Source organism: Paracoccus sp. (in: a-proteobacteria) (genome assembly GCF_030536915.1).
GTDB lineage: Bacteria > Pseudomonadota > Alphaproteobacteria > Rhodobacterales > Rhodobacteraceae > Paracoccus.
The window spans coordinates 1-17,398 of record NZ_JAUNPC010000056.1 but is presented as its reverse complement, the minus strand read 5'-3'; the positions used below and the strand labels follow the sequence as shown (position 1 = coordinate 17,398).

The 17,398-nt window shown below is 67.8% G+C and carries 15 protein-coding genes and 2 tRNA genes; 9 read left to right on the top strand and 8 right to left on the bottom strand.

Features of this window, described 5'->3' with window-relative positions:
- The 4 genes from Q4F04_RS10405 to phaC all read right to left on the bottom strand — a co-directional run bounded on the left by Q4F04_RS10405 (nucleotide 1) and on the right by phaC (nucleotide 3,580).
- Nucleotides 1-90 (bottom strand) — tRNA-Ser (locus tag Q4F04_RS10405).
- 39 nt (nucleotides 91-129) lie between these two features.
- Entirely contained in the window at nucleotides 130-762 is a 633-nt protein-coding gene (gene phaR, locus Q4F04_RS10400; RefSeq protein WP_303369757.1) for a polyhydroxyalkanoate synthesis repressor PhaR, read from the bottom strand.
- Between the two features lie 150 nt (nucleotides 763-912).
- Complete coding sequence (locus Q4F04_RS10395; RefSeq protein ID WP_303369756.1) at nucleotides 913-1,398, bottom strand: Phasin; 486 nt, start codon at nucleotides 1,396-1,398, stop codon at nucleotides 913-915.
- 196 nt (nucleotides 1,399-1,594) lie between these two features.
- Nucleotides 1,595-3,580: a class I poly(R)-hydroxyalkanoic acid synthase gene (gene phaC / locus Q4F04_RS10390; protein WP_368660715.1), complete on the bottom strand. Its 1,986-nt coding sequence runs from the start codon at nucleotides 3,578-3,580 to the stop codon at nucleotides 1,595-1,597.
- Between the two features lie 462 nt (nucleotides 3,581-4,042).
- On the opposite strand from phaC, the gene phaZ reads away from it, so the two are divergent.
- Both phaZ and Q4F04_RS10380 read left to right on the top strand, forming a co-directional pair.
- Entirely contained in the window at nucleotides 4,043-5,374 is a 1,332-nt protein-coding gene (gene phaZ, locus Q4F04_RS10385) for a polyhydroxyalkanoate depolymerase (RefSeq protein WP_303369759.1), read from the top strand.
- A gap of 135 nt (nucleotides 5,375-5,509) precedes the next feature.
- Entirely contained in the window at nucleotides 5,510-5,983 is a 474-nt protein-coding gene (locus Q4F04_RS10380; RefSeq protein ID WP_303369755.1) for a pyridoxamine 5'-phosphate oxidase family protein, read from the top strand.
- A 51-nt stretch (nucleotides 5,984-6,034) separates the two neighbouring features.
- Here the strand turns inward: Q4F04_RS10380 and Q4F04_RS10375 are convergent, their stop codons facing one another.
- Nucleotides 6,035-6,763, bottom strand: coding sequence for an alpha/beta fold hydrolase (locus tag Q4F04_RS10375; protein ID WP_303369754.1), 729 nt, complete (start codon nucleotides 6,761-6,763; stop codon nucleotides 6,035-6,037).
- A 188-nt stretch (nucleotides 6,764-6,951) separates the two neighbouring features.
- Here Q4F04_RS10375 and thrS point away from each other — a divergent pair, with 188 nt between their 5' ends.
- The 3 genes from thrS to Q4F04_RS10360 all read left to right on the top strand — a co-directional run bounded on the left by thrS (nucleotide 6,952) and on the right by Q4F04_RS10360 (nucleotide 10,919).
- A complete protein-coding gene (gene thrS, locus Q4F04_RS10370; RefSeq protein ID WP_303369753.1) occupies nucleotides 6,952-8,901 on the top strand; it encodes a threonine--tRNA ligase in 1,950 nt (649 codons plus the stop codon).
- 210 nt (nucleotides 8,902-9,111) lie between these two features.
- The gene (locus Q4F04_RS10365; RefSeq protein WP_085376448.1) at nucleotides 9,112-9,318 is read left to right on the top strand and encodes a cold-shock protein; all 207 of its coding nucleotides are present in this window, start codon (nucleotides 9,112-9,114) and stop codon (nucleotides 9,316-9,318) included.
- A 116-nt stretch (nucleotides 9,319-9,434) separates the two neighbouring features.
- Complete coding sequence (locus tag Q4F04_RS10360; RefSeq protein WP_303369752.1) at nucleotides 9,435-10,919, top strand: class I adenylate-forming enzyme family protein; 1,485 nt, start codon at nucleotides 9,435-9,437, stop codon at nucleotides 10,917-10,919.
- A 3-nt stretch (nucleotides 10,920-10,922) separates the two neighbouring features.
- On the opposite strand, the gene Q4F04_RS10355 is transcribed toward Q4F04_RS10360, so the two are convergent.
- A complete protein-coding gene (locus Q4F04_RS10355) occupies nucleotides 10,923-11,279 on the bottom strand; it encodes a hypothetical protein (protein WP_303369751.1) in 357 nt (118 codons plus the stop codon).
- Nucleotides 11,280-11,429: 150 nt separating this feature from the next.
- Between Q4F04_RS10355 and Q4F04_RS10350 the strand changes: the two genes are divergently transcribed.
- Entirely contained in the window at nucleotides 11,430-13,658 is a 2,229-nt protein-coding gene (locus Q4F04_RS10350; protein WP_303369758.1) for an adenosylcobalamin-dependent ribonucleoside-diphosphate reductase, read from the top strand.
- A gap of 138 nt (nucleotides 13,659-13,796) precedes the next feature.
- Here the strand turns inward: Q4F04_RS10350 and Q4F04_RS10345 are convergent.
- Nucleotides 13,797-13,882, bottom strand: a tRNA-Leu gene (locus Q4F04_RS10345).
- Between the two features lie 317 nt (nucleotides 13,883-14,199).
- Between Q4F04_RS10345 and Q4F04_RS10340 the strand changes: the two genes are divergently transcribed.
- Genes Q4F04_RS10340 through lpxK form a run of 3 tightly spaced genes read left to right on the top strand, consistent with a single transcriptional unit; the run spans nucleotide 14,200 to nucleotide 16,620 of the window.
- The gene (locus Q4F04_RS10340; protein WP_303369750.1) at nucleotides 14,200-14,427 is read left to right on the top strand and encodes a DUF4170 domain-containing protein; all 228 of its coding nucleotides are present in this window, start codon (nucleotides 14,200-14,202) and stop codon (nucleotides 14,425-14,427) included.
- A gap of 7 nt (nucleotides 14,428-14,434) precedes the next feature.
- Nucleotides 14,435-15,637 carry a 3-deoxy-D-manno-octulosonic acid transferase gene (locus tag Q4F04_RS10335; RefSeq protein WP_303369749.1) on the top strand — a complete coding sequence of 401 codons (1,203 nt, stop codon included), beginning with the start codon at nucleotides 14,435-14,437 and terminating at the stop codon, nucleotides 15,635-15,637.
- On the top strand, nucleotides 15,631-16,620 hold the full coding sequence (lpxK, locus tag Q4F04_RS10330; RefSeq protein WP_303369748.1) for a tetraacyldisaccharide 4'-kinase: 990 nt from the start codon (nucleotides 15,631-15,633) through the stop codon (nucleotides 16,618-16,620). The genes Q4F04_RS10335 and lpxK overlap by 7 nt, the downstream gene beginning before the upstream one ends.
- Before the next feature lie 27 nt (nucleotides 16,621-16,647).
- On the opposite strand, the gene Q4F04_RS10325 is transcribed toward lpxK, so the two are convergent.
- On the bottom strand, nucleotides 16,648-17,304 hold the full coding sequence (locus Q4F04_RS10325; RefSeq protein ID WP_303369747.1) for a DsbA family protein: 657 nt from the start codon (nucleotides 17,302-17,304) through the stop codon (nucleotides 16,648-16,650).
- Between the last annotated feature and the right edge of the window lie 94 nt (nucleotides 17,305-17,398).

The following is a 17,398-nucleotide window of genomic DNA, read 5'->3' as shown; positions in this document are numbered from 1 at the left end:
TGGCGGACGGTGAGGGATTCGAACCCTCGAGACGGTTCCCCGCCTACACACTTTCCAGGCGTGCGCCTTCGACCACTCGGCCAACCGTCCGTGGGAAGGGCTTTAGCCCGGCCTCAAGCCCGCTGCAAGTCAGAGCTTGGAGATCCGCGCCTGCAATTCGGCCAGCTGGCGGCGGATGTCCTCGGCCTCGCCTTCGGACGATGGGCCGGAGGGGCGGGGCTTGCCCCGGACCTGGCGGGCGGCAGGGGCAGGGACGGGCAGGACCTCATCCTCGTCATCCTCGCGGGACGGGCCGCTCGTATTGCCGGTCCAGCCGCCCATCATGGCCTTCAGGAACAATTGCTGCTGACGCTGCATCTCGGAAAAGCCCGGCATCGAGGCCATGGGATGCTGCAGCGTCGCCAGTTGCTCCATCATCTTGGACTGGCCGTGGCGCAGCATCTCGAAGCTGACGGCAAGGAACTGCGGCACCACCGATTGCGCCTGGGCGGTGTAGCTGCGGACAAGGTCGGTCAGCAGATCGACCGGCAGCACGTTCTCGCCCCGGCTTTCATGCTCGGCGATGATCTGCAGAAGATACTGGCGCGTCAGGTCGTCGCCCGAGCGCAGGTCGACGATCCGCACCTCGCGGCCGTCGCGGATCACCTGCGCGATCTCGTCCAGCGTGATGTAGTCGCTGGTTTCGGTGTTATACAGCCGCCGGCTGGCATAGCGCTTGATCAGCAGCGGCTCAGGCTTCGACTTGGCGGCTTGGGCGGGCATGGGCACTTCGCTCTGGATGCATCTGCAGCGATGATGGGATGCCAGTCCTGCGATTGCAAAAGAAAAAACGCGCGCCGGTCACGGCGCACGCCTTGGGGGTCATGCCGGTGGGGAAACGCGCCGGTCGGCGGCGCGTCCCCGGGGAAAGGCTCAGGCCTTGTCCTTGTTGAGAGCGGTGTTCACCGAGCTAGTGGCCGCATCCTGCGCCTGGCGGGCGACGTTCTGCATGTTCGAGGTCGCGGTCTGGGCCATGCGCTGCGCATCGGCCTGGACTTCCTTGCCGGCGTTCAGCAGCAGGTCGACGGTGTCCATCTGGACCTTCTTGGCGACCTCGGCATAGGCGGCCATGTGCTCGGCGGCCAGTTCGGCAGCGGCCGAGGCAAAGTCGGACATCGCCTTGGCATAGTCCGAAGGCTGCTCTTTCGAGGTGGTCAGCTCACCCATGCGCGACAGGGTGTCCTTGGCCCAGGCGGCCGAGATCTCGGTCGAACGCTCGGCAGCCTGCAGGGCCACGCGGGTCATCCGCTCGCTCAGTTGAGCCTGGGTCTTGAAGGCTTCCGACATCGACGAGGTGTCGACGGGGAAGTTCGCCATCATGTCCTGGAAGGTCTTGGTGAAGTCGGGGGTCTTGGCCATCGGATCTCTCCTGGATGCGGTTACGGGTCGTGTTCGCTGGAAGTGACTATAGAATAGTTGCTGCACCGCAGCATTTCAAGCGGCTTATGCTGCGGTGCAGCAAAATTTCGCCGCTTGCAGGTTCCCCTCGCCCAAGGCGGGGGAAAGCGCGGGGCAGAAGGGCACGAAGCCCCCTGCCCCCACATTCCTTCCGCCCTCAGGCGGCCTCGTGCACATAGGTGCCGGGCGCGGGTGCCAGCGAAAGCTGCGGGCTGCGGGCCGGGACCATCGGACCCGCATGACCGCCCAGCCATTCGCCCCAATGGTTCCACCAGGAACCGGGGGTGTAGCTCGCATGCTCGCGCCATTCCTCGGCGGTGCCGTCGAAGCCGGCGTGCGACAGGTAGTGGCCGTATTTCACCTTGCCGGGCGGGTTGATGATCCCCGCGATATGGCCCGATTCCGACAGGATGAAGGTCCGGTCGGGTGATCCCATCTGCGCGATCCCCTTCCAGCTGTGCAGCCAGGGGGCGATGTGGTCGCCCTCGCAGGCGATGCCGCAAAGCGGCACGGTCACGTCGGACAGGCTGACCCGATGGCCCAGGACCTCGAACCCGTCCTCTGCCAGCGCGTTCTTCTGGCAGAGTTCGCGCAGATATTGCGTGACCATCCGTCCGGGCAGGTTCGTGCCGTCGCCGTTCCAGTAAAGCAGGTCGAAGGCCGGCGGCGTCTCGCCCAGCATGTAGCTGCGGATGGCGGGGCCCCAGATCAGGTCGTTGGCGCGCAGGAAGCTGAAGGTCCGCTGCATCAGCTTGGCCGAGAGATAGCCGGTGCGCGCCACCTCGTCCTCGATCCCGCCGACGAAATCGTCCTGCAGGAAGGTGGTGAACTCGCCCTGGTCCGAGAAATCGGTCAGCGTGGTGAAGAAGGTGGCCGATTTCACCCGGTCGTCGCCGCGCTGCTTCATCACCCCCAGGGTCGAGGACAGGGTCGTGCCGCCGATGCAGTAGCCGACGGCGTTCAACTGCTGCTCGCCCGTCAGTTCCAGCACCTCTCCGATCGCGTCGAGAAAGGCCGAAACATAGTCGTCCATGGCCACGTTCGCGAAGCTTGCGTCGGGGTTCTTCCATGAGACGACGAAAACCGTGTGGCCCTGCTCGACCAGCCAGCGCAGCATGCTGTTCTGCGGTTTGAGGTCGAGGATGTAGTATTTGTTGATCCACGGCGGGAACACGATCACCGGGGCCTTGTGGACCTGTCCGGTCGTGGGCGTGAACTGGATCAGCTCGAACATCCGGGTGCGGTGGACGACCTCGCCCGGCGTGGTGCCGATGTTCTCGCCCACGCGAAAGGCGCTGCGGTCGGCCAGCGAGACGATCATCTCTCCGCCGCTGGACTCGATGTCGTGGACCAGGTTCTCAAGCCCGCGCACGAGGCTTTCGCCCTCGGTCTCAAGCGCCTTGAGCAGCGCGTCGGGATTGGTGGCCAGGAAGTTGGTGGGCGCCAGCATGTCGATCATCTGCCGGGTGAACCAGTCCACGCGCCGCCGCTCGACATCGTCCTGAAGGTCGAGATCCGCGGCGGCCTTGCGTATCGCCTCGGCGTTGATCTGATACTGCCGCATGACAAAGCTGTAGAATGGGTTGGTCTGCCACAGCGGGTTCTTGAACCGGCGGTCCACCGGCCCGTCGCTGGCGGGCGCCTGCAAGCCCTGCACAAAGGCGCTTTGCGCGTCGGCCACATGGCGCAGCGTGTCGCCCCAGTAGCGGACCTGCTGCTCGATCAGCCGCGCGGGCTGCTCGGTGGCAAGCTTCAGCCAGGCCTGGGCGACGGAGCCGTAAAGCTCGGGGCCGGGCACCTCGACGCCGGGATGGCGCATGGGCCGGCTGCTCATGGCGCGCAGCAGGCGCTGGCTGAGGTTCTCGATGCGGGCGATGTTCTCGGTCAGCTTCTCGGACAGGCCGGGCGCGGTCATCGGATTGCCGAAGACGCTCGCGGGCGCCGGGGGCGCGGCATCGGGCGCCGGTGCGGGGGACTGCGGGGCCGGCGCCTCGGCACGGGGCGGCTCGGCGGCTGCCGGCTGCGGGGGCAGCCCTTCGTCAGTGACGGTGACGGGTTCGGCAGTGTCCGCCGGCTTTTCGACCGCGGCCTGATCCTGCGTCCTGCCTTCGTCGTCAGCCCGGGGACCGGGTGCCGGGGCCACGGTTTCCGCGGGCTTTTCATCCCTGACCTCTGCGGCAGGGGCGACCTCTGGCCGGGGCGCGGATGTCTCTTTCGGTTCGGGCGCCGCTTCCGCTGTCCGCCGTGTCCGCTTGCGGGGCGGCGGCTTCACCTTGGCTGCGGGCGGGGGCGAATCACCGGCCATCAGCGCAGAGACCGGATCAGGTTCGATCTGCTCGCCAAGCTGAACCCCGTCCTGTTGAGTTGCCGCAACTACCTTTGAGCCCAAGGCTTCTGCGATTGCAGCATCAAGCCCTTGTTCCGGCTTACCTACCTCCACGGCATTGGTCTTTTTACCGGGCCGCGACGCGGCGTCTTCCCGTTTGATTGCCATGATGATGGATCCTCATTAGCCTGATTCGCATTAAGACTTGCTTGACGTAAGTCGTAAAGCCGGCATTACGGCACAACTTTTAAGGAGTCCCGGCCGATGGTCTACAAGGGTATGCGCGGCATGTTGTCCTATGACACCATGGAGACGCTCCGCAACACTAATGAGTGGATGGGGGCATCCGCGCGGGCCATGGCCTCCTATCCGCTGTTCGCCATGCTTCCCACGCCCATGTTCAAGGTGCTCAGCGCCTGGGGCCGCGTGACGGAACGCAGCTTTGCCCGCATGGTGATCAAGCCCGACTGGGAGATCCCGCCGATCGCCGGCACCGAGGGCCAGGACCACCTGGTCTATGTCGAGCCGGTGGTGCGCCGCCCCTTCGGCAACCTTGTGCAGTTCCGCGTCGCCCGGCGCGAGCCGATGGCCCGCCGCGTCCTGCTGATTGCGCCCATGTCGGGACATTACGCGACCCTTCTGCGTTCGACCGTGACCTCGTTGCTGCCCGATTGCGACGTCTGGGTGACGGATTGGCAGAATGCCCGTGATATTCCGGTCAGCGAAGGCAGGTTCGACGTCGAGGATTACACCCGCTATATCGTCGATTTCATGAAGCATCTCGGGCCGGATCTTCACGTGGTCGCCGTCTGCCAGCCCGCGCCGCTGGCCCTTGCCGCGACCGCGATCCTGGCCGAGGACGAGCCCGCGGCCCAGCCCCGCAGCCTGACGCTGATCGGCGGCCCCGTCGATCCCGACGCGGCGCTGACCGATGTGACCGACTTCGGCAACCGGGTGACGATGGCCCAGCTTGACCATGCCTTCATCCAGCAGGTCGGCTTCAAGTACCGGGGCGTCGGCCGCATGGTCTATCCCGGCCTCGCGCAGCTCACCTCGTTCATCGCCATGAACGCCGAAACCCACGCCGCCGCCTTCCGCGACAAGATCATCGCCGAGGCGCGGGGCGAGGGCTCGATCGGCGACAAGCACAACAAGTTCTACGACGAGTATCTCGCGGTGATGGACATGACCGCCGAGTTCTACCTGTCCACGGTCGAGCGCATCTTCAAGAATGGAGAGATCGCCCAGAACCGCTTTGTCGTCGGCGGCCGCCAGGTGGACATCGGCAAGATCAGGGATGTGGCGGTCATGACTGTCGAGGGCGCGAATGACGACATCTCGGGCCCCGGCCAGTGCGTCGCGGCGCTGAGGCTCTGCACCGGCGTTCCCGACAGCAAGAAGGCCCAGCATCTGGAACCCGGCGCCGGGCATTACGGCATCTTCGCGGGCAAGAGCTGGCGGATCAACATCCGCCCCATGGTGCTGGACTTCATGGACGAGAACGGCATGACTCCCGACAAGAACCGGATCAAGCGCCTGCGTGGCATGACCGGCCCCGGCGACACCCGCACCCCCGGTCCCGAGGAGCAGGACAGCCGCATCGCCGTCTGACCTGTCGTCCTTCCCGCTGCCCGCAAGGCCCCGCCGCACCCGCGCGCGGGGCCTTTGCCTGCGCGGAACCCCAGACCCGCGGCGGGTGTTGCCCCTGCGACTGTCCGCGCCCATCCGGGGCGCAAAGGAGGATACATGACCGACAACCGCGACACCTTCTGGAAGCGCCTCGAAGGCATCAATGCCGGGATGCTGGGGGCCGAGCCCGACTGGCGGCTGGTGCCGATGTCCCACTACCCCGAGCCGGAAACCGCGACGCTGTGGTTCATCACCGCCGACGGCACCGACCTGGTCGAGGCCGTGGAAGACGGCGCGAAGAAGGCCGTCCATGCGGTCGGCGACGGCGACGGCCAGCTTTACGCCCGCATCGAAGGCCGGCTGGAACTGTCGAACGACATGGCCAAGCTGGACGAGGTGTGGAACGCCGTCGCCTCAAGCTGGTTCGAGGGGGGCGAGCGCGACCCGGACGTGCGGCTGCTCAAGTTCACCATGTCCGAAGCCGAGGTCTGGACCACCGCCGGCCGGCTCGGCTTCTTCTACGAGATCGCCAAGTCCAAGATCACCGGCGCCAAGCCCGACATGGGCGATCATTTCCAGGTCAGCTTCTGACCTCATTCACCCTGATGTTGCGCCCGGCCCCTTCGGCCGGGCGCCTGCATGTCAGCCGGCCACGTCTGCCACGGCCTCGCGGACCATCCGCAACTCGCGCGGCCCGCTGAACCGGTGGTCGGCATCCTTGACCAGCGTCAGCCGGATGTCCGGCCCCTCGGCATGGGACAGCAGCCGCAGCGCGTCATCCATGGGCACATCCGCATCCGCCGTCCCCTGCAGCAGGCGCAGCGGCATCGGCAGGCGCAGCGGCTGCCCGAAGATGCTGTTCTGGCCTCCCTGATCGAACAGCCGCCGCGAAAAGACGTAATCCTCGCCATAGTCGCTGGGCCGGGTGATCCGCCCCTCAGACGCCAGCGCCACCCGGTCCGCATCGGTGAACTCCGCCTGCATCCTTGCCGTGAAATCCGGCGCGGCGGCGATCGTCACCAGCCCCGCCCAGCGCTCCGGCTGCTCGCGCGCCAGCAGCAGCGCGAGCCAACCGCCCAGTGATGACCCCACCAGCATCTGCGGCCCCGGCGCCAGCGTGTCGATCACGTCGCGCGCATCCTCCAGCCAGTCGCCGACGCCGAACTCCTCGACCTGTCCCTCGCTGCCTCCATGCCCCGACAGGTCAAAGCGCAGCATCGCGCGGCCCTGATCCCGGCACCAGGCTTCCAGATCAATGGCCTTGGTCCCGCCCATGTCCGACTTGAACCCGTGCAGGAACACGACGCCCGGCCCCTGCCCCTCAAGCCGCTCATACGCCAGCCGCCGCCCTGATGCGGTCCGGTGAAACATCGCGCCACTCCTTCTTTCTTGCCCGAATATCCCACGGGATCGTCGTATACGAGGATGGGCGCGTGAAGCCCCCCGCTCGGCCGCACCACCAAGCGCCGCATTGACACCACCGCCCGCCCGCGCCACACGGCCCCCACATAACCCGCAACCGGGCGTTCCGTGGGCGCCAAACCGATTGGGAGGACACGATGTCCCAGATTTCCCTCACCTTCCCCGATGGCAGCATCCGCGACTATCCCGCGGGAACGACGGCCGCGCAGGTCGCCGCCTCCATCGCGCCCAGCCTTGCGAAGAACGCCATCAGCGCCAGCCTCGACGGCCGCCACATCGACCTTTCCTGGCCGCTGACGGAAGACGGCAGCATCGCCATCAACACGATGAAGGACCAAGCCCCCGCGCTGGAACTGATCCGCCACGACCTCGCCCATGTCATGGCCCGCGCGGTGCAGGAACTCTGGCCCGACGTGAAGGTCACCATCGGCCCGGTCCGCGACCAAGGCTGGTTCTACGACTTCGACCGCAAGGAACCCTTCACCCCCGACGACCTCGGCGCCATCGAGGCGAAGATGAAGCAGATCATCGCCGCCCGCGATCCCGTCCGCACCGAGGTCTGGGACCGCGACCGCGCCATCGCCCATTACGAGGCGGCGGGCGAGCCCTTCAAGCTCGAACTGATCCACCGCATCCCCGAGGGCGAGGACCTGCGGATGTACTGGCACGGCGACTGGCAGGACCTCTGCCGCGGCCCGCATCTGCAGCACACCGGCCAGCTTCCGGCCGACGCCTTCAAGCTGACGCATGTCGCCGGCGCCTACTGGCTGGGCGACAGCACCCGCCCGATGCTGCAGCGCATCTATGGCGTGGCCTTCCGCAACCGCGACGAGCTCAAGGCCCACATGACCATGCTGGAGGAGGCCGCCAAGCGCGACCACCGCAAGCTCGGCCGCGAGATGGACCTGTTCCACATGCAGGAGGAGGCGCCGGGCCAGGTCTTCTGGCACCCGAACGGCTGGAACATCTATGTCACCCTGCAGGACTACATGCGCCGCCAGCAGCGGAAGGGCGGCTATGTCGAGGTCAACACCCCGCAGGTCGTGAACCGCAAGCTGTGGGAAGAATCCGGCCACTGGGAAAACTACCAGGAAAACATGTTCATCGTCGAGGTTGACGAGGACCATGCCCGCGAGAAGACCGTCAACGCGCTCAAGCCCATGAACTGCCCCTGCCATGTGCAGGTGTTCAACGTCGGCCTGAAATCCTACCGCGACCTGCCGCTGCGGATGGCCGAGTTCGGGTCCTGCAACCGCTACGAGCCCTCGGGCGCGCTGCACGGGATCATGCGGGTGCGCGGCTTCACCCAGGACGACGCGCATATCTTCTGCACGGAAGCCCAGATCGAACAGGAATCCCGCCGCTTCATCGAGTTCCTGTCGCGCATCTACAGCGACCTCGGCTTCGACAAGTGGCGCATCAAGCTCTCCACCCGGCCCGAAAAGCGCATCGGCTCGGACGAAAGCTGGGACCATGCCGAGGCTGCGCTTGCCAATGCCGTGATCTCCGCCGGCCACAGCTACGAGATCTTCCCCGGCGAGGGCGCCTTCTACGGCCCCAAGCTGGAATTCGTGCTGACCGACGCCATCGGCCGGGACTGGCAATGCGGCACGCTGCAGGTGGACCCGAACCTGCCCGAACGGCTGGACGCGGAATATGTCGGCGAGGACGGGCAGAAGCACCGCCCCGTCATGCTGCACCGCGCCGTGCTGGGCAGCTTCGAGCGTTTCATCGGGATGCTGATCGAGAACTACGCAGGCAAGCTGCCCCTGTGGCTCGCGCCGCGTCAGGTCGTCGTGGCGTCCATCGTGTCGGACGCCGATGACTATGTGCGCGAGGTTGTGGCCGCGCTGACTGCTGCGGGCATCCGGGCCGAAGCCGACACGCGCAACGAGAAGATCAGCTACAAGGTCCGCGAGCATTCGCTGAAGAAGGTGCCCGTCATCATCGCCCTCGGCATGAAGGAAGTGGCCGAGCGGACCGTCTCGATCCGGCGGCTCGACCGGCAGGGTTCCGAATCGACGTCGCTTGAATCGGCGTTGGAACAGTTGCGGGGCGAGGCAACTCCGCCCGACATACGAGCATGACGTCGCGTGCAAGTCATTGAGATCACGAGGTCGTGACAACCCGGCCTTGCAAACACGATTCTGTGCTTGCGTTCGCAGGTGATTTGTTCATCCTGTTTTCGCGTGAGCATGACTTTCTACCGCGTCCCTTCACGGGGCAGCCGGACTGCGAAAGGGCTGCACGGCCCGGATCGGCAATGAAGCCGCCGGGGGACTGAAGGAGAGATGGTCATGGCGACCGGCACGGTTAAATGGTTCAATGCCACCAAGGGTTACGGCTTCATCGCGCCCGACGACGGTGGCAAGGACGTGTTCGTCCATATTTCCGCAGTTGAGCGTGCCGGGCTGACGGGCCTGAACGACAACCAGAAGATCCAGTATGAACTGCAGTCGGGCCGCGACGGCCGCGCCTCGGCTTCGGACCTGCGTCTGCTCTGATCCTTCCGGGCATTGTTGCCCGAAAGCATGACCACGGCCTGCGGAAACGCGGGCCGTCTTGCTTTTCCGGCACCCTCGTCGCATCCCCTTCCGCGTCACGAAAAGGATGGCGCATCATGCAGGACGGCGGGCCGCGAGACTTCAACCTGGCCGAACATGTGCTTGCGGCGGGGCTGGACGCGCCCGACAAGCTGGCGCTTGCGGTGGTCTCGGCCACGGGGGCCGACCGCTGGTCCCATGCCCGCCTGCGCGCGGCGGTCCTTGGCGCGGCGACAGGTCTGCTGGCCCGGGGCCTTGCCCCTGGCGACCGCGTGCTGCTGCGGATCGGGAACGAGCCGGCCTTCCCTGTCGCCTATCTCGCCTGCATCGCGGCGGGGCTGATCCCGGTGCCGACCTCGGCCATGCTGACGGCGCGCGAGGTCACGAAGATGGCCGCCGACATCCGGCCCGCGCTGGTCATCGCGGGCGAGGACGTCGCCCTGCCGGATGGCGCGACAGATGTCCTTCCGGCCGCCGAGCTTGCCGCCATGGCCGCCCTGCCCCCGGCCGGGTTCGACCGGGGCGATGCCGACGGGCTGGCCTATATCGTCTATACCTCGGGCACCTCGGGCAGCCCGCGGGCCGTCATGCACGCCCACCGCGCCATTCTGGCCCGGCAGATGATGTTCGAGGGCTGGTATGGGCTGCAAGCCTCGGACCGGCTGCTGCACGCAGGGGCCTTCAACTGGACCTTCACGCTGGGCACCGGACTGATGGACCCCTGGACCGCCGGGGCCACCGCCCTGATCCCCGCCGAGGGCACCGCAATCGAGCAGATCCCGCTGATCGCGCGGCGCAACGGCGCCACCATCATCGCCGCCGCGCCGGGGGTCTTCCGCCGGATGCTGCGCGCCGACTGGCAGCCCCTGCCCGACCTGCGCCACGGCCTGACGGCGGGCGAGCGGCTGGACCCGGAACTGCGCCGCGGCTGGCGCGACCGCACCGGCACCGACCTGCACGAGGCGATGGGGATGTCGGAATGCTCGACCTTCCTGTCGGGCTCGCCTGCCCGCCCTGCGCCCGAGGGCTCGGCGGGTTATCCGCAACCGGGCCGCCGGGTGGCGATCCTGTCGGACGAGGGGGAACCTCTGCCTGCCGGACAGCCGGGGGTGCTGGCGCTCCATCGCTCGGACCCCGGCCTGTTCTTGGGCTACCTCGGGCAACCCGAGGAGACTGCCGCGAAATTCCAGGGCGAATGGTTCCTGACCGGCGACCTTGCCATCCAGTCCGAGGACGGCGCGATCTCGACCCTGGGCCGTGCCGACGACATGATGAACGCGGGCGGCTTCCGCGTGGCCCCGGCCGAGGTCGAGGACGTGCTTGTTCCCGTCCCCGGCGCGGGCGACGTGGCGGTGACCGAACTGCCGGTTCCGGGCGCCTCGATCATCGCCGCCTTCTGGACCGGCCCGGCCGCGCCCGAGGCGATGCGCACGGCGGCCGAGACGGGCCTTGCCCGCTACAAGCAGCCGCGCGAGTTCATTCGCATCGACGCCCTGCCCCGGACGCCCACCGGCAAGATCAACCGCCGGGCGCTGCGCGAGGCGCACCGCAAGGACGGCTGACCCTCACTGCGGGAAGGTGACGGCGTCCAGCGGGTATTCCATCACCGCGACCATCGGTTGGTCGCCGTCCTCGGCGAAGGCAAAGACATGCAGCATGTCGTTCTGCAGCACCACGCGGCAGAACCGCCCCTCCTGCGCCATCGCCTTGGGACATTCGGGCATGTCGCCATGCTCAACCGTGGCCTCGAAGATCTCATAGGTCATGGCGCCGGCAGGCGTCTCGCGCGGCGCGGCCAGGTTGATCGGCGCGGCCACGCCTGCGGTCGCCGGCCCGGTATCGTATTCGCCGGGGACAGAAGCGATCGCCATGCCGCCAGAGACAAGGGCGGCAAGAAGGGCAAGGGGAACGACGCGGGGCATCTTCAAGCTCCATCAGAATCATGCAGGTTTGTAACTGACAGAAACAGTCACCTTCATACAAGAAGATTGTGGGCCGCCTCGGCGCTTGCCGTCGGCAGATGCGGGAGGCATGACGGAAGACTGATGTTCCATGCCAGACAGGTCGCCCGGATGAACCGTTTCGCCGCCCCCATCGCCGAACAGATCTGGGACATGAAGTACCGTCTGCGCGCCGGTGACGGCTCGCCGCTGGATGCAACGGTCGAGGACACCTGGCGTCGCGTGGCCCGCGACCTCGCCTCGGTCGAGGCAGACCCCTCCGCATGGGAAGGCCGCTTCTACGCCGCGCTGGAGGATTTCCGCTTCCTGCCCGCGGGCCGGATCGTATCGGGCGCGGGCACGGGGCGGTGGGTCACGTTGTTCAACTGCTTCGTCATGGGCACGATCCCCGACAGCATGGCGGGCATCTTCGACGCGCTCAAGGAAGCCGCGCTGACCATGCAGCAGGGCGGCGGGATCGGCTACGACTTTTCCACCATCCGCCCCAAGGGGGCCGAGGTGAAGGGTGTCGCCGCCGACGCCTCGGGGCCGCTGAGCTTCATGGACGTCTGGGACGCGATGTGCCGCACGATCATGTCGGCAGGCTCGCGCCGGGGTGCCATGATGGCCACGATGCGCTGCGACCACCCGGACATTGAGGATTTCATCGCCGCCAAGCAGGACTCGGCCCGGCTGCGGATGTTCAACCTGTCGGTGCTGGTGACGGACGCCTTCATGGAGGCGCGAGAGGCCGATGCCGACTGGCCGCTGGTCTTCGGCGGCCGCGTCTTCCGCACCATCCGCGCTCGCGACCTCTGGGACCGGATCATGCGCGCGACCTATGACTATGCCGAGCCGGGCGTGATCTTCATCGACCGCATCAACCGGATGAACAACCTCGGCTATGTCGAGGAAATCTCGGCCACGAACCCCTGCGGCGAGCAGCCATTGCCGCCCTATGGCGCCTGCCTTCTCGGCTCGATCAACCTGTCGCGGCTGGTTCAGGACCCCTTCGGCCCCGAGGCCGCGCTGGACCTCGATGCGCTGGACGAACTCGTCACGACCGCCGTGCGGATGATGGACAATGTCGTGGACGCCTCACGCTTTCCCCTGCCGCAGCAGGCCGCCGAGGCGCAGGCCAAGCGCCGCATCGGGTTGGGCGTCACGGGCCTTGCCGACGCGCTGATGATGGTCGGCCTGCGTTATGGCGCGCCCGAGGCGGCCGAGGCCACGCGCCAGTGGATGCACCGCATCGCGCGGGCGGCCTACCTGGCGAGCGTGGGTCTGGCCAAGGAAAAGGGCGCCTTCCCGCTGTTCGACGCCGAGGGCTACCTGTCCTCCGGCTTCATGCAGAAGATGGACGCCGACGTGCGCGAGGCCGTCCGCGTCCACGGCATCCGCAATGCCCTGCTGACCAGCGTGGCCCCCACCGGCACGATCAGCCTTTACGCCGGCAATGTCAGTTCCGGGATCGAGCCGGTCTTCGCCCACAGCTACACCCGCAAGGTCTTGCAGAAGGACGGCACCCGCACCGAAGAGGAGGTCGTGGACTATGCCGCCCAACTGTGGCGCGACCGCATGGGCGAGGCTCCCTTCCCTGACTGGTTCACGGACGCCCAGACCCTTGGCCCGCTGGATCATGTCGCCATGCAGGCGGCGGCGCAGGAATGGGTGGACAGTTCCATCTCGAAGACGATCAACTGCCCCGAGGACATCTCCTTCGACGCCTTCAAGGACGTCTACCTTGCCGCCTGGGACCAAGGCTGCAAGGGCTGCACCACCTATCGCCCGAACGAGGTGACGGGCTCGGTCCTGTCGGTCGAGAAGCCTTCGGCGCCCGAGTTGCTGGACAAGCCGATGGACCGCCCGGTGGCGCTGGGGGGCGCGACCTACAAGCTGAAGTTCCCCGGCAGCGAGCACGCGATCTACATCACCGTGAACGACATCGACATCGACGACGGCGGCAGGCGGCGGCCCTTCGAGGTCTTCATCAACTCGAAGAACATGGAGCATTACGCCTGGACCGTGGCGCTGACGCGGATGATCTCGGCCGTCTTCCGCCGCGGCGGCGACGTGAGCTTCGTGGTCGAGGAACTTAAGGCCGTCTTCGACCCCCGCGGCGGCGCCTGGATGGAGGGCCGCTACGTTCCCTCGATCCTGGCCGCGATCGGCGGCGTGATCGAGCGCCACATGATCGCCATCGGCTTCCTGCCGGGCGAAGGAACGGGGCTGAAGGCGGACCCCCAGGCAGGCGGCGCGACGGCGGCCGGCCCCTCCTGCCCGGCCTGCGGTACGCCGGGGATGCGGATGATCGAGGGCTGCATGACCTGCCCGAGCTGCGGTCATTCCCGTTGCCAGTAGCTGTCGACTGGGCGGACTGGCGCCAGACAGTTTTTCCCTTCGGGGCGAACTATCTGATGTGCCTGGATGATCTTTCCGCTGGATGAAGACATCTGGCTGCACGCAAACTGTCGAAAGTCGATCGTTTGCCATGGCCGGTGGTGCGGGCGGCGGGACTCGAACCCGCACGGGCTTGCGCCCCAGGGAGTTTAAGTCCCATGCGTCTACCATTCCGCCACGCCCGCGACGGATGGTTCCCGCTAGGCCCTTGGCGCGCGGGATTCAAGCGGCCCGGATGACGCCACGCTGGTTCCTGCCGCCTGAAAAACGTAAGGTCCCGGTCGCAAGACCGAGACCCTACATCCCCCGCGCGCCCTCAACCACCACACGCGAAACCAGAAAAACAACCTCAACCTGGACCAACGGGGCCCGTGAGATGACGATGGCACAGGAACCGATTCCTGGCAAACACCGAAAGACTTGCATTCTTCATATTGCGCCTTGGTCTCGGGGGGCGGGCGGGGTATCTGCCGGGCACCTGATATCAGCCGCAAGGTGACCGATGACCCAACGCCTGCATCTCGTCTACGGGGGCGCGCTTGTGTCGACCGATTCGCACGAGTTCCGCGACCCTGCCTCGATCCATGTCGTGGGGATCTTTCCGGATTTCGCCTCGGCCCATGCCGCCTGGAAGGCGCAGGCCCAGCGGACGGTGGACCAGGCGCAGACGCGCTATTTCATCGCCCATCTGCACCGCCTGCACGACCCCGACGAATCCGCTTTGACATAGGCGCAGGGTGGGCGGCATCGGTGATCTGGCTTTCTGGCTGCAGATCCGGGGCGCGCGGCGGGCCGAGGATGCGCCTGCCGATCCGGTGCTGCCGCCGGGCGACGGCCCGCTGATCCTGATATGCGGGGGGGCCTCGGACCGGCGCGACCTCGCGCAGGAACTGCGCCGCCGGCGGCCCGGAGTCCGCCTGGGTGCGCTGGGGCCGGTGGCGGTGGAACGCGGCGGGCGCGCGGTGCCCAGCGTCCTGCCCGGACCGCCCGCCGATCCGGTCACCGCCAGGATGCTGGTCAGCAGGGCCTCGCCCGCCGCGCTGGTCCTGACGGACGACCTTCTGCCGCCGGCGCTGATCGCCGCCTGCGACGACGTGGGCGTTCCCGTCACGCTGATCGCGGGGCCGGGCCAGTTGGCCGGGCTTGCGGCGCGCCGGGTGTGGCGGGGCGCGCGGCGGGACCCGGTGGCGCGGCTCAGCCGGGTGCTCGTGCCCGATGACGCGGCGCGGGACGCCGCCTTGCGCGAAGGCATCGCCCCGCAGCGGATCGAGGTGATCGGCAGCGCCGCCCCGATCCTGCCGCCGCTGCCCTGCAACATGCGCGAGCTTGCCGCCCTGCGCCCGCTGCTGCAGGACCGCCATGTGTGGCTTGCCGCCGCCCTGCCGCTGGCCGAGCTGTCCCATATCCTTGCCGCGCAGGAACAACTGCTGTCCCACCATCACCGCGCGCTGCTGATCATCGCGCCCGCCCGGCCCGAGGATGCCGGCGCGATCGCCGATGCGGCCGGGGCGCGGGGCCTGACCGTCGCGCGGCGCGAGGCGCAGGACCCCGATCCCGACATCCAGGTTCTGGTGGCCGAGGACAGCGCCGAACTGGGGCTGTGGTACCGGCTCGCCTCGGTCACCTGCATGGGGGGCACGCTGACGCGGGGGACGGAGGGCGCACGCCATCCCTTCGAGCCCGCGGGCCTGGGCTCCGCCATCGTCCACGGGCCGCATCTGTCGGCGAACCTTGCCGAGTGGCAGGCACTGGACCGGGCCGGCGGGGCGCGGCGGCTTTACTCGGCCGGCGCCCTGCCCGCCGCCATCGAGGATCTGAGCGCCCCCGACGCCGCCGCCCGCCTCGCCCGGCAGGCGTGGGAGGTCGCGACCGCCGGCGCCGAGATCACCCGCCGCATCGCCGAGGCCGTCCTGTCGGACGTGCCGGAGGGATCATGCTGACCGCGCCCGGTTTCTGGAACCGTCCGCCTGCCAAGGCGGCCCGGCTGCTGGGTCCGCTGGGCGCGCTTTACGCCCGCGCCACCGCGCGGCGGCTGGCGCAGGGTCCGCGCCTGCGGATCGGCGTGCCGGTGATCTGCGCGGGCAATCTCAATGCCGGGGGAACCGGCAAGACGCCCACGGTGATCGCGCTGATCGAGCGGCTGTCGGCGCGGGGCATCCGGGCGCATGTGGTCAGCCGGGGCCATGGCGGCTCGGAAACCGGCCCCTTGCGCGTCGATGAGCGGCGCCATTCCGCCGCAACGGTCGGGGACGAGCCGCTGCTGCTGTCGGCCTTTGCCCCGATCTTCGTTGCCCGCGACCGGATAAAGGGCGCGCAGGCGGCGGTCGAGGCGGGGGCGCAGGCGATCCTGCTGGACGACGGCTTCCAGGACCCTTCGCTGGAGCATGACCTTGCGCTGGTCGTGGTCGACGCGCAGCGCGGCTGGGGCAACGGGCGCTGCATTCCTGCAGGCCCGCTGCGCGAGCCGGTGGCGGCGGGCCTTGCCCGCGCAGACATGGTGCTGACGATCGGGGAACCCGACGCGCAGGAGAGTTTCTCGGCCCGCTGGCCCGACCTGCCGGTGCCGCGCCTGACGGGGCGGCTTTCACCCCTGATGACGGGGATGGATTGGGAGGGGTTGCCCGCGCTTGCCTTTGCCGGCATCGGCCATCCCGAAAAGTTCTTCACCACCCTGCAGAGCCTGGGCGCGCGGATCGTGCGGGCCGAGGCGCTGGCCGATCACCAGCCCTTCTCGCGCCAGATGCTCACCCGGCTGGAAACCGAGGCGCGGATGCTGGGCGCGCAGCTTGTCACGACCGAAAAGGATGCCGCGCGGCTGCCGCGCAGCTTCCGGCCCAAGGTGCTGACCCTGCCGGTGCGGCTGGCCTTCGACGATCCCGCGCCGCTCGATGCGGCGCTGGATCGCATCTTTCCGAAAGGCTAGGGCCGCCCCGAGGAGCGGCCCCTTGCCTCAGTTCGCGGCGGCCAGCTTTTCCTCGATCTCGGCCTTCAACTGGTCCCAGGGCGCGTTGCGGACGGTCTCGCCGCCGATGATGAAGGTCGGCGTGCCCTCGATCTTGTCGGCGACCGCGTTCTGCTGGAAGGTCGCGAGCAGGCTTTCGACCTTGGCCGTGTCCTGCCAGCAGGCATCCATCTGATCGTTCGAATATCCCGCCATCGCGCCGATCTTGCGCAGGTTCGCGGCCAGTTCGTCGCCGGTCTTGGCGCCCAGCCATTCGCGCTGCTTTTCGAACAGCATCCCGGCGACGGGATAGAACTTCTCCTCGCCGCCGCAGCGGGCGAGGATGCCGGCCCACAGGCCCGGCTCGTCGAAATAGACATCGCGCTGGGTGAAGCGGACCTTGCCGGTGTCGATGTATTCCGCCTTGAGCTGCGGATAGACGTCGGTGTGGAAGGCCGCGCAATGGCTGCAGGTGAAGCTGGCGTATTCGATCATCTCGACCGGCGCATCCTCGGCGCCTTGCCAGATGTCGGGCTGGATTGCCGGGGCAGCCTGCGCCTCGGCTGCCGGCGCGGTCTCGGCGGGGGCGGTCGTCTGGGCCGCCACGGGCAGCGCCAGCGCGGCAAGCGCTGCGGCCGAGATCAGGCTGCGGAGGGTCGGGATCATGGATTGGCCTTTCGGTCGTGGGAAAACATCGCCCGTTTCCGGGCATCCTGCGCGGCGCGGGCAAGCGCCAGCCGCCGCATGGATTCGGCCAGCC

Excerpts from the sequence above, each read along its gene's own strand:
- Q4F04_RS10355 (WP_303369751.1), bottom strand. The coding sequence starts at position 11,279 with ATGCCCCGCGTCGTTCCCCTTGCCCTTCTTGCCGCCCTTGTCTCTGGC.
- Q4F04_RS10365 (WP_085376448.1), top strand. The coding sequence starts at position 9,112 with ATGGCGACCGGCACGGTTAAATGGTTCAATGCCACCAAGGGTTACGGC.
- Q4F04_RS10395 (WP_303369756.1), bottom strand. The coding sequence starts at position 1,398 with ATGGCCAAGACCCCCGACTTCACCAAGACCTTCCAGGACATGATGGCG.
- Q4F04_RS10380 (WP_303369755.1), top strand. The coding sequence starts at position 5,510 with ATGACCGACAACCGCGACACCTTCTGGAAGCGCCTCGAAGGCATCAAT.
- lpxK (WP_303369748.1), top strand. The coding sequence starts at position 15,631 with ATGCTGACCGCGCCCGGTTTCTGGAACCGTCCGCCTGCCAAGGCGGCC.
- Q4F04_RS10325 (WP_303369747.1), bottom strand. The coding sequence starts at position 17,304 with ATGATCCCGACCCTCCGCAGCCTGATCTCGGCCGCAGCGCTTGCCGCG.
- Q4F04_RS10340 (WP_303369750.1), top strand. The coding sequence starts at position 14,200 with ATGACCCAACGCCTGCATCTCGTCTACGGGGGCGCGCTTGTGTCGACC.
- thrS (WP_303369753.1), top strand. The coding sequence starts at position 6,952 with ATGTCCCAGATTTCCCTCACCTTCCCCGATGGCAGCATCCGCGACTAT.
- Q4F04_RS10350 (WP_303369758.1), top strand. The coding sequence starts at position 11,430 with ATGAACCGTTTCGCCGCCCCCATCGCCGAACAGATCTGGGACATGAAG.
- phaZ (WP_303369759.1), top strand. The coding sequence starts at position 4,043 with ATGCGCGGCATGTTGTCCTATGACACCATGGAGACGCTCCGCAACACT.
- phaR (WP_303369757.1), bottom strand. The coding sequence starts at position 762 with ATGCCCGCCCAAGCCGCCAAGTCGAAGCCTGAGCCGCTGCTGATCAAG.
- Q4F04_RS10375 (WP_303369754.1), bottom strand. The coding sequence starts at position 6,763 with ATGTTTCACCGGACCGCATCAGGGCGGCGGCTGGCGTATGAGCGGCTT.
- Q4F04_RS10360 (WP_303369752.1), top strand. The coding sequence starts at position 9,435 with ATGCAGGACGGCGGGCCGCGAGACTTCAACCTGGCCGAACATGTGCTT.